The sequence below is a fragment of the Pseudomonas sp. AC242 genome (assembly GCF_979258655.1).
Genome location: NZ_OZ409873.1, coordinates 6,213,852 through 6,230,429, shown reverse-complemented (window position 1 = coordinate 6,230,429; position 16,578 = coordinate 6,213,852). Strand labels below are relative to the sequence as shown.

The following is a 16,578-nucleotide window of genomic DNA, read 5'->3' as shown; positions in this document are numbered from 1 at the left end:
CTACCAATGACCTTCCTACAGGTTTGGGTGGCAGCCGTACGCGAGAGTAGGAAACTGAGGAACCAGCCAAAAACTCAGCTACGCCGAAGCGTTCCCGCGCACAGCCGCCGCGAAAGATGTTACGGACACAGGTTTGGTGCCGCAATCAGACAACTGGGCTGGTGCACGGTAAATTCCAAGGGTTCCTACACCCTGTCACCGCTCTCGCAGTGACAACGAAAAGACTATCCCTGCAACCCACCGTCCACCAGTTCATGAAAACCGCCGCAACTCGAAGGAATCGTCCGAGACCTTCGCCCCGAAAACTCACTCCGACTCTGCCAGCAAAAACGCCAGCAACGCCGATTGCGACGATTCTTCCGACATAGAAACCTGAAAAAACCGCCTCACTTTGCAGCGCAAAATCGCCTCAGGGACGGCCTCGAAAACTGCCGGATGTTCCTCGCTCAACCACTGCAACGCATTGGCCGTTCGAACGTCATTGCCCTGCTGCGCCAGCACCGAAGCCGGTACCTGCCACCACGGAAATACCCTTTCCGAAACCTGCGCCCTGCCGCCAATTTCCAGCGCCTGCCCATTGATCAGACAACGCCCGATCAGCGGAAACAGCTGCGCCGCATCGACCTCATCGGCCTGAAGAATCGGCAACAGAAACCGCCCGTCCCAAAAACGAAAAAACACCGTTTTCCCGCCAGGCATCAGCACTTGGGTCAGGCTGCGAAAGTGCGCCACCACCTCTTCAAGGCTCGCCGAAGACACCGCCAGCCAACCCCAATCCCGCGACTCGGTGGTGGTGACCCAATGCAGAAACTCACTGTCGGCAGCGACAATTCCCACGCAAGGCATCACCGCATCCCACTCGGCATAAATCGTCTCGGCCCAGATCGGGCTCGCCGTTTCTCGCCAAGCGGCAGGCGGTTTTGCCTCATTGGCATTACTGAAAACCGCAAACAACTGCTCGGAAGTTTTCAACCGTTCACGCGCCAACCATTCGGCAGGCAATAGAAAATCAGGCTGCACAGAGACCGTCCTTGCAACGTTCACACTCTTCGCAGAATGGCGCGTCACCCTTGAAGCTCATGATTTGTGCAGCCGTCAGCATGGCAGCCGGCGCGGCGGCGAGTTTCTCCGGCAATCCCGGTACAACCGGCGCGGCACTCATCGCCGCCATCGGCGCACCACCCACTACAATCGGCACGCTGCTGAAAATGCCGCCGGGACCGATGTTGATCCACTGCCCACCGGCCTGAATCGTCGCACTCGCGCCACCGTCGATGACCACTTGCTGACCGGCGCTGACGTGGAATTGCCCACTGGCGCTGATCGCCTGATTGCTCACGCGAATATGCCGGTCGCCGCTCACGCTCAGATGGTCGTCCTGCTTCACTTCGGTCTGCCGCTGACCGTGAGTAATGCGCTGCTCATCAGCCTTCAACTCGTGCCGAGCGGTCCCGGTGACAACAATGCTGCGCTGGTTATCAACCTGCACCTGTTGATCATTCAACACATGCTGCGTCCAGTTACGCTGGGCGCGCAGGTAGATTTCCTCGGCACCTTTGCGATCCTCGATGCGCAGTTCGTTGTAGCCGCCACCGCCGGGGCTGCTCTGGCTACGGAAAATGCTGCGGGTCTTGTCCGCCGGCAGATCCAGCGGGATCGGCGTCGCGGCGTTGGGCAGGCAGCCCACAACCAATGGTTTGTCGGCGTCGGCATCGATGAAGCCGACCAGTACTTCCATGCCGACTCGCGGAATCAGCACGCTGCCGTAACGGTCATGGGCCCAACCGCTGGCAACGCGCAACCAACAACTGGAATGCTCGTTCAATTCACCGTCGCGGTCCCAAGCCAGTTGCACCTTGACCCGGCCATACTCGTCGCAGTGGATTTCCGTATCTTTCGGCCCGGTCACAACCGCCGGTTGATAGCCGAGCATGCGCGGTTTTTCAGGCCCCTGCGCCGGGCGGAAAAACACGTCCCACGGCGTGGCGAGAAAGCTATTACGGTAACCCTGAAATCCCTCGCCATCGCTGGTCACCGATTCCTCCAGCACCTGCGGCTGGCGGCCATGATGCTCGATGACGGTCAGCAGCCACAGGTCATTCCAGTCGTGGCGCGGATGCTCAGTCAGTTGCAGGAAATGTCCGCAAACCAGTGCAGATTCGTCGCTGCTGCCTTCGGCCTGACGGTAATCGGCGACATGTCGCTCAAGTGCCCGCTGGGCGAGATGCTTGCCGGTTTCCCGATCGTTGAATTGGCCGGGGAAGTGATAGTCCTCGAGCACCGGGCGCTGCTCGCCGTCGACTCGGCTTTGCAATTGCAGCCGCGGTTTTTCGAAGTTGTAGTCGCGCCGGGTGACCACGCTGGTGCGGGTTTCCACGCGAACGTTGAAACGCTTGACCGCCGGGGCTCCGGCAGACATGCCACTGCCCGGCAGATAAAGGGTCGGCGTAGCCAGTTTTGGAAACACCGTCTGGTCATCACCGAACACCAGTACGTGCGCGTCGGGACTGTGTTGAAAGTGGTAATGAATACCCACTTCGGCACACAGGCGTTGAATGAACGCCAAGTCGCTTTCAGCGTACTGCACGCAATACTCGCGAACCGGGTATTCGCTGCCCAACCGAAACTCGAAAGCATCACGAAGGATCGCGTGATCCTTAAGCACCTGCGCAACAATTTGCGGCACGCTCTGATGCTGGAAAATCCGCTGATTGATGCGGTGTTCCAGATACGTCAAACGTGGGACAAGGCTTAAGTGATAACGCGTCAGACGTTTCCCGGAGTCGCCCTGCCCAACCTGATAAATCTGACCGTGAATACCGGAACCTTGAGCATCAAAGCTCAGAAACGCCTGACAGTGCAGCAGGCTCTCGAGGTCCAGATCCGGTCGCTCACTGACCAGTTCCAGCTCGAAACGAAAGGGTTGGCTGATAGCTTCCTTGCCCGTGAACTCAAGGACCTTGAGGTCATGTTGGGCGCCTTCGAGGGTCACCGTGAAACGCGGTTGATTGGCAGGCGCGAACATCCGATGTCTCTCTGCAGTGTGAGGGCGGGCGATTCTGCATGAGGGGCAACGGGTGATGAATGGGTGACGAGAAAATCAGATTTCCCCTACTTTCATTGACGAAAAACCCTGCAAAAAACGGCGCTTTCAACTACAGACAAAACCCTCAAGTCATCCATAGAACCCTGTGGGAGCTGGCTTGCCAGCGATAGCGATGCGTCAGTTACTGAATGTTCTGAATGTGCCGCCCTCATCGCTGGCAAGCCAGCTCCCACAGGTTTCCTCAGCGTCGGCAAGAAATCACAAGCACAAAAAAACGGCCCGTCTCCTGTGGAAACGGGCCGTTTTTGGATGAGCCTCAGCTCAGAACAATTACTTGTTCAGGTGGAAATCTTTTTCCGCCGCTTCGAAGCGCTGCACCATGCCTCTGGTCGGCTCGCCCATCTTGCTGACGATGTAGATGGCCAGGCTGGCGAAGATGAAGCCCGGGATGATTTCGTACAGACCCAGCAGTTCGAAATGCTTCCAGACCACCACGGTGATCGCGCCGACCAGAATACCGGCCAGTGCGCCGTCGCGAGTCATGCCTTTCCAGATAACCGAGATCAGTACAACCGGACCGAACGCAGCACCGAAACCGGCCCAGGCGTAGGACACCAGGCCCAGTACGCGGTTTTCCGGGTTGGCCGCCAAGGCGATCGCGATCAGTGCAACCAACAGCACCATGGCGCGGCCGACCCAGACCAGCTCCAGTTGCGAAGCGGATTTACGCAGGAAGGTTTTGTAGAAGTCTTCGGTCAGGGCGCTCGAGCACACCAGCAACTGGCAGCTCAGGGTGCTCATCACAGCAGCCAGAATGGCCGACAACAGCACACCGGCGATCCATGGGTTGAACAGCAGTTTGGCCAGTTCGATGAACACGCGTTCGTGGTTCTCGGTCACGGGACCGGCAACTTCCGGGTGCGCCGAGAAGTACGCGATACCGAAGAAGCCCACCGCCACAGTGCCGCCCAGGCACAGGATCATCCAGGTCATGGAAATGCGACGCGCCTTGGCGATCGACTTAACCGAATCCGCCGCCATGAAACGCGCGAGGATGTGCGGCTGACCGAAGTAGCCCAGACCCCAGCCCATCAGCGAGATAATGCCGATGAAGGTGGTGCCTTTGAGCATGTCGAAGTTGCTCGGATCTTGCGCCTCGATCGCCAGGAACGTGGTATCGACGCCACCAGTAGCCAGCAGGACGATGATCGGCGTGAGGATCAGCGCGAAAATCATCAGCGTGGCTTGTACGGTGTCGGTCCAGCTCACCGCGAGGAAACCACCAATAAAGGTGTAAGCAATCGTCGCCGCAGCACCGGCCCACAGCGCAGTCTCGTAGGACATGCCGAAGGTGCTTTCGAACAGACGGGCACCGGCCACGATGCCGGAAGCGCAGTAGATGGTGAAGAACACCAGAATCACGATCGCCGAAATGATCCGCAGCAGACCGCTTTTATCTTCAAAACGGCTGGCGAAGTAATCCGGCAGGGTCAGGGCGTCGCCGTTGTGCTCGGTCTGCACGCGCAGACGGCCGGCAACGAACAGCCAGTTCAGGTAGGCACCGATGACCAGACCGATGGCGATCCAGCTTTCGGACAGACCGGACATATAGATGGCGCCCGGCAGGCCCATCAACAACCAGCCACTCATGTCGGACGCACCGGCGGACAGCGCGGTGACGACGCTGCCGAGGCTGCGACCGCCGAGAATATAGTCAGAAAGGTTGTTGGTGGAGCGATAGGCCATCAAGCCGATCAGCACCATTGCTGCGATGTAGATCACGAACGTGATCAGGGTTGGATTGCTTACGCTCATTGAGTTACGCCCTGGCTTTGTTTTTATGTAGCGGCGGTGGTGAACCGCACGCAAACGACGACGTTTGGCAGACGATCCGGGATCCCGCGCATTTAGGACTGATGTTTCCCCAGGAAAGCCATCAGCCGGTACACCGGGTTAATCCCGGTTGCACCTTGGGCGCGAATGCTATGCAACAAATCAAATAAGGTGCAACCAGTTTCGTGAGAATTAGTTGCACCTAGTCGGAATTATCGACGATCACCCCGTTTTTGCTCCCTTTTGTGGCAGTCATGGCCCTTTGCTAGAAGCAAAAGCACCAAGCAGGAGCAGCACTTTCGTACCAGAAAATAATTCCTGACGAGCTGCCTATTATTCCGACAAAAAAAGGGTTGCACCCGGTTGCACCTCTTTCAGCGCACGGCTAATCTTGCGGCCAGCTGATGCCACGCAACTGTGGCAACCATGAGGATAAAAATATGGCTACCACCACCCTTGGGGTCAAACTCGATGACCCGACCCGCGAGCGCCTGAAGGCGGCCGCGACCTCGATTGATCGCACACCGCACTGGCTGATCAAGCAGGCAATTTTCAATTACCTGGAAAAACTCGAGGGTGGTGCAACCCTGACCGAGCTGAACGGTTTGACCGCCAAGGACGCCGACGAGGCGGGCGAAGTCCACACTGATCACGCGCACCAATGCTTCCTCGAATTCGCCGAAAGCATCCTGCCGCAGTCCGTACTGCGCGCATCGATCACCGCCGCTTACCGCCGCCCTGAGCCGGAAGTGGTGCCGATGCTGATCGAGCAGGCTCGCCTGCCGGCACCAATGGCCGAAGCCACCAACAAACTCGCCGCCTCCATCGCGGAAAAACTGCGTAACCAGAAAAGTGCCGGCGGTCGTGCGGGCATCGTTCAAGGTCTGCTGCAGGAATTTTCCCTGTCGTCCCAGGAAGGCGTGGCGCTGATGTGCCTGGCCGAAGCGCTGCTGCGTATCCCGGACAAAGGCACCCGCGATGCACTGATCCGCGACAAGATCAGCACCGGCAACTGGCATCCGCACTTGGGCAACAGCCCTTCGCTGTTCGTCAACGCGGCCACTTGGGGCCTGCTGCTGACCGGCAAACTGGTCTCGACGCACAACGAAGCCGGCCTGACGTCGTCGCTGAGCCGCATCATCGGCAAGAGCGGCGAGCCGATGATCCGCAAGGGCGTCGACATGGCCATGCGCCTGATGGGCGAGCAGTTCGTCACCGGCGAAACCATCGCCGAAGCGCTGGCCAACGCGAGCAAGTTCGAAGCCAAGGGCTTCCGCTACTCCTACGACATGCTCGGTGAAGCGGCACTGACCGAGCACGACGCGCAGAAGTACCTGGCGTCGTACGAACAAGCCATTCACTCGATCGGCAAAGCCTCCCACGGCCGTGGGATTTATGAAGGCCCGGGCATTTCCATCAAGCTGTCGGCATTGCACCCGCGTTACAGCCGCGCGCAGTACGAGCGTGTGATGGACGAGCTGTACCCGCGCCTGCTGTCGCTGACCCTGCTGGCCAAGCAATACGACATCGGCCTGAACATCGACGCCGAAGAAGCCGACCGTCTCGAACTGTCGCTGGATCTGCTTGAGCGCCTGTGCTTCGAGCCGCAGCTGACTGGCTGGAACGGCATCGGTTTCGTTATCCAGGCGTACCAGAAGCGTTGCCCGTACGTGATCGACTACGTGATCGACCTGGCTCGCCGCAGCCGTCATCGCCTGATGATCCGCTTGGTGAAAGGCGCGTACTGGGACAGCGAAATCAAGCGCGCCCAGGTCGAAGGCCTGGAAGGCTATCCGGTCTATACCCGCAAGGTGTACACCGACGTTTCCTACATCGCTTGCGCACGCAAACTGCTGTCGGTGCCGGAAGTCATCTACCCGCAGTTCGCCACGCACAACGCCCACACCCTATCGGCCATTTACCACATTGCCGGTCAGAACTATTACCCCGGCCAGTACGAATTCCAGTGCCTGCACGGCATGGGAGAACCGCTCTACGAGCAGGTTGTAGGCAAAGTTTCCGAAGGCAAGCTGAACCGTCCGTGCCGCGTGTATGCACCGGTCGGCACTCACGAAACCCTGTTGGCGTATCTGGTACGTCGACTGCTGGAAAACGGCGCGAACACTTCGTTCGTCAACCGCATCGCCGACCAGTCGATTTCGATTCAGGAATTGGTGGCCGATCCGGTGGCGCAGATCGAGCAGATGGCAACCGTGGAAGGTGGTTTCGGCCTGCCGCACCCGCGCATTCCGCTGCCGCGTGATCTGTATGGTTCCGAACGCGCCAACTCCAGCGGCATCGACATGGCCAACGAACATCGTCTGGCTTCGCTGTCCTGCGCCTTGCTCGCCACTGCGCATAACGACTGGAAAGCCGCGCCGATGCTCGGTTGCGCCTCCAGCAACGAAACGCCGGCAGCCGTTCTGAACCCGGCCGATCACCGTGATGTGGTCGGTCATGTTCAAGAAGCCACCGTCGAAGACGTCGACAACGCCATTCAATGCGCACTGAACGCCGCACCGATCTGGCAGGCCACCCCGCCGGCCGAACGCGCGGCGATTCTGGAACGTGCCGCTGACTTGATGGAAGGCGAGATTCAGCCGCTGATGGGCCTGCTGGCTCGCGAAGCCGGCAAGACCTTCGCCAACGCCATCGCCGAAGTCCGCGAAGCCGTCGACTTCCTGCGTTATTACGCAGTGCAGGCGCGCAACGATTTCAGCAATGACGCCCATCGCCCACTGGGTCCGGTGGTGTGCATCAGCCCGTGGAACTTCCCGCTGGCGATTTTCAGCGGTCAGGTTGCTGCGGCACTGGCTGCCGGTAACCCGGTACTGGCCAAGCCTGCCGAACAAACGCCGCTGGTTGCCGCGCAAGCCGTGCGCTTGCTGCTCGAAGCCGGGATCCCGGAAGGCGTGCTGCAACTGCTGCCGGGTCGCGGTGAAACCGTCGGCGCCGGTCTGGTTGGCGATGAACGCGTCAAAGGCGTGATGTTCACCGGTTCCACCGAAGTCGCGCGCCTGCTGCAACGCAACATTGCTGGCCGTCTCGACAGCCAGGGCCGTCCGATTCCGCTGATCGCCGAAACCGGCGGCCAGAACGCAATGATCGTCGACTCTTCGGCACTGACCGAGCAAGTCGTGATCGACGTGGTGTCGTCGGCGTTCGACAGCGCCGGTCAGCGTTGCTCGGCACTGCGGGTCCTGTGCCTGCAGGAAGATTCCGCCGATCGCGTCATCGAAATGCTCAAAGGGGCCATGGCGGAAAGCCGTCTCGGCAACCCGGAGCGCCTGTCCGTGGACATCGGCCCGGTGATCGACGCCGAAGCCAAGGCTGGCATCGACAAGCACATCCAGGGCATGCGCGACAAAGGTCGCAATGTGTACCAAGTGGCGATTGCCGATACCGAAGAAGTCAAACGCGGCACCTTCGTCATGCCGACGCTGATCGAGCTGGAAAGCTTCGACGAGCTGCAACGCGAGATCTTCGGCCCGGTGTTGCACGTGGTGCGCTACAAGCGCAAAGAAATCGATCAACTGATCGGCCAGATCAACGCTTCCGGTTATGGTCTGACGCTGGGCGTGCACACGCGCATCGACGAGACCATCGCCAAGGTGATCGACAACGTCAACGCCGGTAACGTCTACGTAAACCGTAACATCGTCGGTGCCGTGGTTGGCGTGCAGCCATTCGGCGGCGAAGGCCTGTCGGGTACTGGCCCGAAAGCCGGTGGCCCGCTGTACCTGTACCGCTTGCTGGCGACACGCCCTACCGACGCTATCGAACAATCCTTCGCTCGCGGTGATGCCGTTATCGCCCCGGACGTTCGTTTGCGCGATGCCATGAGCAAACCGCTGAACGCTCTGAAAGCGTGGGCTGAAAGCAACAAATACGCCGACCTGAGCACCCTGTGCGTGCAGTACGCTGCGCAATCGCAGAGCGGCATCACCCGCGTACTGGCCGGCCCGACCGGTGAGAAAAACAGCTACGCGATCCTGCCGCGTGAGCACGTGTTGTGCCTGGCGGAAGTTGAAGGTGATCTGCTGACGCAACTGGCGGCGGTATTGGCCGTGGGCGGTTCGGCAGTTTGGCCGGAGTCCGAGATCAGCAAGGCCTTGTTCGCACGCCTGCCGAAGGAGATTCAGGCGCGGATCAAACTGGTTGCCGACTGGAATAAAGACGACGTGGTGTTCGATGCGGTTCTGCATCACGGCCATTCCGACCAGTTGCGCGGCGTTTGCCAGCAGATCGCCAAGCGTGCCGGCGCGATTGTTGGGGTTCAGGGCTTGTCCCAGGGCGAGACCAACATTGCCCTGGAGCGCCTGGTGATCGAGCGGGCGTTGAGTGTTAACACTGCGGCGGCGGGTGGTAATGCCAGCCTGATGACGATCGGCTAAACCGCTGTAACTCCAGGCGACCGCAACGATCGCCTGGAATGAAATCCCCTGTAGGAGTGAGCCTGCTCGCGATAGCGATCTATCAGACACATTTGTTTGACTGACAGACCGCTATCGCGAGCAGGCTCACTCCTACAAAAGATCAAAAGATCGCAGCCTTCGGCAGCTCCTACAGGAATTGGTGTAGGAGCTGCCGAAGGCTGCGATCTTTTGCTTCTGTATCACGCCCATCAATCATCCTGTTCAGCCTTTATCAGCACGCCTAGACTCGGCCCAACCCCAATTTCAGGTAGGCCGCCATGTCCGAGACGCTGCTCAGTTCCCGCAATCTGGCTTTCGAGCTGTATGAAGTCCTTGATGCCGAGGGCCTGACCCGGCGTGAGCGCTTTGCCGAGCACAACCGCGAGACCTTCGACGCCGCCATCGGCACCGCGCGCAACATCGCCGAGAAGTACTTCGCCCCGCACAACCGCAAGGGCGACGAGAACGAACCGCGCTACGAAGATGGCAAGGCGATTCTGATTCCTGAAGTGAAACCAGCGGTGGATGCCTTCCTTGAAGCCGGATTCCTCAACGCCGCGAGAAGTTTCGACGCCGGCGGCATGCAGCTTCCTACACTGCTGTCGCAAGCCTGCTTCGCGCATTTCCAGTCAGCCAACGCGGCGTCGACGTCCTACCCGTTCCTGACCATGGGCGCGGCGAACCTGATTGAGAGCTTTGGCACGGACGAACAGAAACAACGCTTTCTGCAACCGATGATCGACGGCCGCTTCTTCGGCACCATGGCCCTGACCGAGCCCCACGCAGGATCATCGCTGTCGGATATTCGTACGCGCGCCGAGCCGGCGTCCGACGGCACTTATCACCTCAAGGGCAACAAGATCTTCATTTCCGGCGGCGATCACCCGCTCTCGGAAAACATCGTGCACATGGTCCTGGCCAAACTGCCCGACGCACCTGCGGGCGTTAAAGGTATCTCGCTGTTCATCGTGCCGAAGTTTCTGGTCAACGATGACGGCAGCCTCGGCCAGCGTAACGATGTTCTGCTGGCCGGGCTGTTCCACAAGATGGGCTGGCGCGGCACCACCTCCACAGCGCTGAACTTCGGCGATAACGGTGAGTGTGTTGGTTATCTGGTGGGAAAACCGCACCACGGCTTGAGCTACATGTTCCAGATGATGAACGAGGCGCGGATCGGCGTCGGCATGGGCGCGGTGATGCTCGGTTATGCCGGTTACCTGTACTCGCTGGAGTACGCCCGCGAGCGGCCACAGGGTCGCGTGCCGGACAGTAAGGATCCGACCACAGCACCGGTGGCGATCATTCAGCACGCCGATGTCAGACGTATGCTGTTGACGCAAAAGTCCTACGTCGAAGGGGCATTTGACCTCGGCCTCTATGCAGCGCGGCTATTCGATGACACCACGACGCTTGAATCCGAAGCCGAGCGCAAACAGGCGCATGAGCTATTGGATTTACTGACACCGATCGTCAAATCCTGGCCGTCGGAGTTCTGCCTCAAGGCCAACGAACTGGCGATCCAGATTCTTGGCGGTCACGGTTACACCCGCGAATATCCGGTGGAGCAGTATTACCGCGATAACCGCTTGAACCCGATTCATGAAGGCACCCATGGCATTCAATCGCTGGACTTGCTCGGGCGTAAATTGGCGCAGAACGGTGGCGCGGGACTGAAGCAATTGATTCGTCTGATCGCCACCACGGCAGAGCGCGCAACGGCGCATGAATCGCTGACCGCACTGCGTGAGCCGCTGGAAAAACTGGTCGCGCGCCTGCAAACGGTGACCATCGGTTTGTTGACCGACCTGGCACAGGGCAAGGTCAATAGCAGCCTGGCGAATTCGGCGCTGTACCTGAAGGTGTTCGGCCACACGGTGATTGGCTGGCGCTGGTTGGAGCAGGCGATTCGTGCCGAGGAAGGGTTGGCCAAGGGTAATGCGGCGGATGCTGACTTCTATAAGGGCAAGTTACAGGCGGCGCGGTATTTCCTGACGTGGGAAGTGCCGGGCTGTCACCATGAGTTGGCGTTGCTGGAGGCGCGGGATGATACGTGTCTGGCGATGCAGGATGCGTGGTTCTAAAAGCCAACCCTCACCCCAGCCCTCTCCCAAAGGGAGAGGGGGCCGACCGAGGTGTCTGACGCTATACATCGACCTGAAAAACCGCATCGACTATGGATTCAGTACAGTACTTTCAGGTCGGCGTACCTCCTGAATTTTCCACGCTCAGTCCCCTCTCCCTCTGGGAGAGGGCTAGGGTGAGGGGCTTTTCTGGCTCAACACTCAACTCAACTTGAACCCACCCATCTGCCGCGCCAGATCATCCGCCAGCCTCTGCAACATCTGACAATCCTCACGACAGGCCCGAACCTCCCCCGCCGTCGCCCGCGCCAGATCGGAAATCCCCTGCACATTGCGGTTGATCTCCTCAGTCACCGCCGACTGCTCTTCCGTCGCCGTCGCGACCTGATGGTTCATATCGCTGATGCGCTCGACCTGCCCGGTAATCGCTGTCAGCGATGCCCCGGTGCGCTGGCTCGATTCAACCCCGGTGCCAGTTGCCGCCTGCCCCGTGCGCATCGACGACACGGCGTTTTCCGCGCCTTGCTTGAGGCTGCCGATCATCTGCTGGATTTCGTCGGTGGAGGCCTGCGTCCTGCGCGCCAAAGTGCGCACTTCGTCAGCAACAACCGCGAAGCCGCGCCCCATATCACCGGCGCGCGCCGCTTCGATGGCGGCATTGAGCGCCAGCAGATTGGTTTGCTCGGATACCCCGCGAATCACCGCCAGCACCGAATCAATCGACGCCACTTGATGCGCCAGCTCGCCGACCGCACCCGCCGCTACGCCAATCTCATCGGACATGCTTTCAATATGCTTGATCGAGCCGCCGACCACTTCCCGCGCCTGCATCGCCTCATCCCGCGCAGTTTGCGAAGCGAGTGCCGCGTTACCAGCGTTCTGCGCAATCTCCTGCACGGTCAGGCCCATCTCGTGAACGGCGGTCGCGACCATGTCGGTCATTTCCTGCTGGCGGCCCGAGCGCTCGGCGGTATTTTCCACCACTTTCGCCACTTGCCCCACAGCAGTGCGCAAACGCTCGCTGGTGGTCAGTACCTCAGCGATCATCCCGCGCTGGCTGTCGAGGAAACGATTGAAGCCTCGGGCGAGATCGCCCAGCTCGTCGGCGCGACTGGAATCTAACCGGTGGGTCAAATCTCCACCGCCGCTACCGATTGCTACCAGCGCCGCTGTTACCTGACGAATCGGCCGCACCAGCCCTTGCGCCAGCCACACCACCAAAGCGAGGCACACCAGCGCTACGGCCAGACCGATACCGCCGCTCATCCACATCGCTTTACGGGCTTCGGCGTAGATCTGCGACTGCGGCACTTCGGCCACCAGAGTCCAGCCCAAATCGCGCAAGGGCAGGCTGAAGGCGAGGAAGTCTTCGCCATCCCTCTGGAAGCTGCTGCTGATCGCCGTTTTCTGGCCCATGACGGACTGCGCCGCATTGGCGCCAATCTGCTCGCTCAAGGTGCGTTTGCCGCTGAACTGCGCTTCGGGATGCACCTGGATCAAACCGTCGGAACGCACGAGATAGACCTTGCCGCGCTCACCAAAGCTGAAGTTGTGAATCAGCTCCGACAGCTCTTTCATGCTCAAACCGAGCCCAGCCACACCGACCACTTTACCGGCCTGCTCGACCTTCAAATCGATGAACAGCGCCAGTTCTCCGGTGGCGCCGTCGTTGTCGATATTGAGAGTGCGCGGCTGATTGCTGTCGAGGAAGGAATAAAACCACGCGTCAGCCGGTTTGGAGCGACTGAGGGTGCGATCCAAGCCTTTTTCGGTGATGTAATGATTGGATTCGGTGCCGATGATCAAAGCGGTGAAAGCTTTATGTTCGGCGCGGATGCCTTCCAGATACTGCGCGAAGCCAGCCGTTTTGCTGCTGTCTTCGCCTGAGGCGAGCCAGTCGCGGACCATCGTATTGCTGGCGATATCCTTGGCCGCTGTCAGCGGTTGCACAAGGATCCGTTCGATATCGTTGCGCGTCGCTTCGATGCTCGACGGCAGAGCTTGTTCGACCAGATAGCTCTGGGCGAGGCGGTTGACCACCAGGGTATAAATGCCAACCACGATCAGGATACTGACCAGCAGGGCGGTGCCCATGCTGAGAATCAGCTGCCATTGAATACTGCGTCGCCACAACTGCATGGAGCACCCCCAAAGAATAAGTGGCCGAGACAATGCAACAGCCGTGCCGATTGTATACAACCCAGTCGACAATCTATTCTTTGGTTGTGCGCAGCTCCATCAACCCTGGTTAATGGTCTTGGCGATAGTGTCGACCGTGGCGCTGACTTGCTCTTGGTAACGGTCGAGTTCTTCCTGGTGCTGCTTCTTCATTTCGATCTGCTGCGAGCACAGATTCATCGCGGCCAGCACCAGCAAGCGGTCACCGATCAGCGTCGGGTATTTGCGTTTGGTGTCGGCCAACGCGGCCTTGAGCATCAGTGCCGCGTCCAGCAGGGTCTGTTCTTCCCCGGCCGGTGCCTTGATCGAATAGTCCTCCCCGAGAATGGAGACGACTTTTACCCCTGCTGTGTGGTGGTTCATGCGCTGACCGGACCTGCGTTGACGCGATCAACCAGGGCTTGAATGCGGGCGGCGGTGGCGCCGTGCTTTTCTTCCTGCTCCATCAGGTTCAGTTGCAGGCTTTCGTTTTCATCCTTGGCCTGGGCCAGTTCCGTGGACAGGGTCTGGTTGGTTTGCGCGAGGGTCTGGTTCTGTTGCACCAGGTCGCTGACGAGCTGTTCCAATTGGCTGAGGGATGCTTCCAACATTTTGATCTTCCAAGCGTTTTTCAAAGGGCGCGTACGATAAAGAAAAGTCATCACGGATGCCAGGGTTAAACCGGCGCAAAGCCTTGATTTTCCTGGCGGCCGACCGTTCTCGCGAGTTTTAAAGACTGTGATCTGCCGATCTGGTTCCTGCACTTCGTCGCCCAAGCCCTTCTGCGACAAATACGCACAGCACCTCAAGACTTTAGTCGCATGACCGATAAGTCATCCATACAGCAGTCTCAGCCCGCATGGACGCGGCCCTCTCTTGGTATCCGCCCCATGTCCCTTCGCAATATGAATATCGCCCCACGGGCGTTTACCGGCTTCGCCCTGATCGGCGGCCTGATGCTGGTTCTCGGCGTGTTTGCGCTTAATCAGATGAGCAAAATCCGCGCAGCAGGCGAAGACATCGCCACGGCCAGTGTGCCTTCGATCAAGGCCCTCGACGAGTTCACCCAACTGACCCTGCGCCTGCGTGTTTTGTCGTATCGGTTGCTGATCAACCGTGAACCGGACGTTCAACAAAAGACTGTCGAACTGTTCGAGTTGCGCAACAAGCAGATCGCCGACGCCCAGCGCGCCTACGAGCCGTTGATCGACGGCCCGCAAGAACGCGCGGCTTATGATCAATACATACAGTTGCTCGCGCAGTACCGCCAGCTCGAAGACCGGATGAAAACCCTGTCGCGCAACAATCAGATCGATGAACTGCGGCAGATGCTCAACTCGGACTTGCTGAGCAACTCGGAAGCGGTGAACACCGCCCTCGCGCGTTTGCTGGAGATCAACACTCAGCAAATCGCCGAGACGGATAAAGGCGCGAGCGATCAGTTTTCGATGTCTTTCAACCTTGTGGTCACGCTGTTGGTGATCGCCACTGGCCTGACATTTCTCTTCGCATGGCTGCTGACCGTCAGCATCGCCAAGCCGATCTCCAAAGCATTGGAAGCTGCGGAAACCATCGCCGAAGGCAACCTGACCCAGCCGATCCACGTCGACGGTGAAGACGAAGCTGGCCGCCTGCTGGCAGCCATGGCGAAGATGCAATCGAAGCTACGTGACACCCTGCAGCGTATTTCCGGCTCGGCGACTCAGTTGGCTTCGGCAGCGGAAGAACTGAACAGCGTCACCGACGAAAGCGCGCGTGGCCTGACTCAGCAGAACAACGAAATCGAACAGGCGGCCACTGCTGTCAATGAAATGACCAGCGCTGTGGAAGAAGTCGCGCGCAACGCAGTGAGCACTTCGGAAGCCTCGAAGAATGCCACCACCTCGGCCGGTGATGGTCGTGATCTGGTCCAGGAAACGGTCAGCGCCATCGAACGCATGAGCGCCGATGTGCAAAGCACTGCGTCGTTGATCGGCGATCTGGCCAATGAGTCCCGCGACATCGGCAAAGTGCTGGATGTGATTCGTGGTCTGGCCGATCAGACCAACCTGCTGGCACTGAACGCAGCGATTGAAGCGGCACGCGCCGGTGAAGCCGGCCGTGGTTTTGCGGTGGTGGCGGATGAAGTACGTGCCTTGGCGCATCGCACTCAGCAGTCGACCAGCGAAATCGAGCGGATGATCGGCAGCATTCAGAGCGGCACCGAACACGCCGTGGATTCGATGCGCAACAGCACCGAGCGTGCCGAGTCGACCCTGAACATCGCCCGTGGTGCCGGCATGTCGCTGGACACCATCAACACCGCCATCGTCGAGATCAACGAGCGCAACCTGGTGATCGCCAGCGCCGCCGAAGAGCAGGCGCAAGTGGCGCGGGAAGTGGATCGCAATCTGGTGAATATTCGTGATTTGTCGGTGCAATCGGCGACTGGCGCGAATCAGACCAGTGCGGCGAGCAATGAGCTGTCGCGGTTGGCGCTGGATTTGAACAACATGGTTGGGCGGTTCAGCCTGTAAATTTTGAGATTAAGGTCAAAAGCCCCTCACCCCAGCCCTCTCCCAGAGGGAGAGGGGGAAAGGGAGCAGATCCTCATGCTTTTCAAAGTCTGAGTTCGACTCGAAATTTCAGGTCGATGTAGCTCGCACAAACATCTCGATCAGTTCCCTCTCCCTCCGGGAGAGGGGGAAAGGGAGCAGATCTTCATACATTTCAAAGTCTGAGTTCGACTCGGAATTTCAGGTCGGCGTACCTCGCACAAACGCCTCGATCAGTTCCCTCTCCCTCCGGGAGAGGGGGAAAGGGAGCAGATCCTCATGCTTTTCAAAGTCTGAGTTCGACTCGGAATTTCAGGTCGGCGTACCTCGCACAAACACCTCGATCAGTTCCCTCTCCCTCCGGGAGAGGGTTAGGGTGAGGGCAGCAATCGCCCGCCGAACACAAAACCTGATGCCACACTGAAAAACCTTTTTGACAGCATCACATTTCAACAGGTTAGAATCGCTGGCACGCAGACTGCATGGTCAGTTTGTGCCCGTCTTTACGCTTC

The 16,578-nt window shown here is 59.2% G+C and carries 9 protein-coding genes and 1 pseudogene; 4 read left to right on the top strand and 6 right to left on the bottom strand.

Features of this window, described 5'->3' with window-relative positions:
- Window positions 1-306: 306 nt before the first annotated feature.
- From ACZZ0A_RS28070 to putP, 3 genes are all read right to left on the bottom strand, one after another.
- Window positions 307-1,020 (bottom strand): DUF4123 domain-containing protein, encoded by a 714-nt coding sequence (locus ACZZ0A_RS28070; protein ID WP_463544013.1) that lies wholly within the window; start codon window positions 1,018-1,020, stop codon window positions 307-309.
- Window positions 1,010-3,025 (bottom strand): type VI secretion system Vgr family protein, encoded by a 2,016-nt coding sequence (locus ACZZ0A_RS28065; protein WP_463544012.1) that lies wholly within the window; start codon window positions 3,023-3,025, stop codon window positions 1,010-1,012. Before ACZZ0A_RS28065 ends, ACZZ0A_RS28070 begins: the two co-directional genes overlap by 11 nt.
- Before the next feature lie 351 nt (window positions 3,026-3,376).
- Complete coding sequence (putP, locus tag ACZZ0A_RS28060) at window positions 3,377-4,861, bottom strand: sodium/proline symporter PutP (RefSeq protein ID WP_007909537.1); 1,485 nt, start codon at window positions 4,859-4,861, stop codon at window positions 3,377-3,379.
- Between the two features lie 458 nt (window positions 4,862-5,319).
- Between putP and putA the strand changes: the two genes are divergently transcribed.
- Together putA and ACZZ0A_RS28050 are read left to right on the top strand one after the other, a co-directional pair.
- Window positions 5,320-9,273, top strand: a complete 3,954-nt coding sequence (gene putA / locus ACZZ0A_RS28055; protein WP_463544011.1) for a trifunctional transcriptional regulator/proline dehydrogenase/L-glutamate gamma-semialdehyde dehydrogenase — start codon at window positions 5,320-5,322, stop codon at window positions 9,271-9,273.
- Window positions 9,274-9,572: 299 nt separating this feature from the next.
- Complete coding sequence (locus tag ACZZ0A_RS28050) at window positions 9,573-11,375, top strand: acyl-CoA dehydrogenase (RefSeq protein WP_463544010.1); 1,803 nt, start codon at window positions 9,573-9,575, stop codon at window positions 11,373-11,375.
- Window positions 11,376-11,576: 201 nt separating this feature from the next.
- On the opposite strand, the gene ACZZ0A_RS28045 is transcribed toward ACZZ0A_RS28050, so the two are convergent.
- The 3 genes from ACZZ0A_RS28045 to ACZZ0A_RS28035 form a co-directional block, all read right to left on the bottom strand.
- Window positions 11,577-13,514, bottom strand: a complete 1,938-nt coding sequence (locus ACZZ0A_RS28045) for a methyl-accepting chemotaxis protein (RefSeq protein WP_463544009.1) — start codon at window positions 13,512-13,514, stop codon at window positions 11,577-11,579.
- A gap of 99 nt (window positions 13,515-13,613) precedes the next feature.
- Complete coding sequence (locus ACZZ0A_RS28040; protein ID WP_007909527.1) at window positions 13,614-13,916, bottom strand: cell division protein ZapA; 303 nt, start codon at window positions 13,914-13,916, stop codon at window positions 13,614-13,616.
- Window positions 13,913-14,143, bottom strand: a complete 231-nt coding sequence (locus tag ACZZ0A_RS28035) for a hypothetical protein (RefSeq protein ID WP_007909525.1) — start codon at window positions 14,141-14,143, stop codon at window positions 13,913-13,915. The genes ACZZ0A_RS28040 and ACZZ0A_RS28035 overlap by 4 nt, the downstream gene beginning before the upstream one ends.
- Before the next feature lie 210 nt (window positions 14,144-14,353).
- Here ACZZ0A_RS28035 and ACZZ0A_RS28030 point away from each other — a divergent pair.
- Together ACZZ0A_RS28030 and ACZZ0A_RS28025 are read left to right on the top strand one after the other, a co-directional pair.
- Window positions 14,354-15,145: pseudogene (locus ACZZ0A_RS28030) on the top strand (MCP four helix bundle domain-containing protein); the annotation flags it as partial.
- 30 nt (window positions 15,146-15,175) lie between these two features.
- Complete coding sequence (locus ACZZ0A_RS28025; protein ID WP_371042268.1) at window positions 15,176-16,048, top strand: methyl-accepting chemotaxis protein; 873 nt, start codon at window positions 15,176-15,178, stop codon at window positions 16,046-16,048.
- The last annotated feature ends 530 nt before the right edge of the window (window positions 16,049-16,578 follow it).

Excerpts from the sequence above, each read along its gene's own strand:
- putP (WP_007909537.1), bottom strand. The coding sequence starts at position 4,861 with ATGAGCGTAAGCAATCCAACCCTGATCACGTTCGTGATCTACATCGCA.
- putA (WP_463544011.1), top strand. The coding sequence starts at position 5,320 with ATGGCTACCACCACCCTTGGGGTCAAACTCGATGACCCGACCCGCGAG.
- ACZZ0A_RS28045 (WP_463544009.1), bottom strand. The coding sequence starts at position 13,514 with ATGCAGTTGTGGCGACGCAGTATTCAATGGCAGCTGATTCTCAGCATG.
- ACZZ0A_RS28065 (WP_463544012.1), bottom strand. The coding sequence starts at position 3,025 with ATGTTCGCGCCTGCCAATCAACCGCGTTTCACGGTGACCCTCGAAGGC.
- ACZZ0A_RS28050 (WP_463544010.1), top strand. The coding sequence starts at position 9,573 with ATGTCCGAGACGCTGCTCAGTTCCCGCAATCTGGCTTTCGAGCTGTAT.
- ACZZ0A_RS28035 (WP_007909525.1), bottom strand. The coding sequence starts at position 14,143 with ATGTTGGAAGCATCCCTCAGCCAATTGGAACAGCTCGTCAGCGACCTG.
- ACZZ0A_RS28040 (WP_007909527.1), bottom strand. The coding sequence starts at position 13,916 with ATGAACCACCACACAGCAGGGGTAAAAGTCGTCTCCATTCTCGGGGAG.
- ACZZ0A_RS28025 (WP_371042268.1), top strand. The coding sequence starts at position 15,176 with ATGGCGAAGATGCAATCGAAGCTACGTGACACCCTGCAGCGTATTTCC.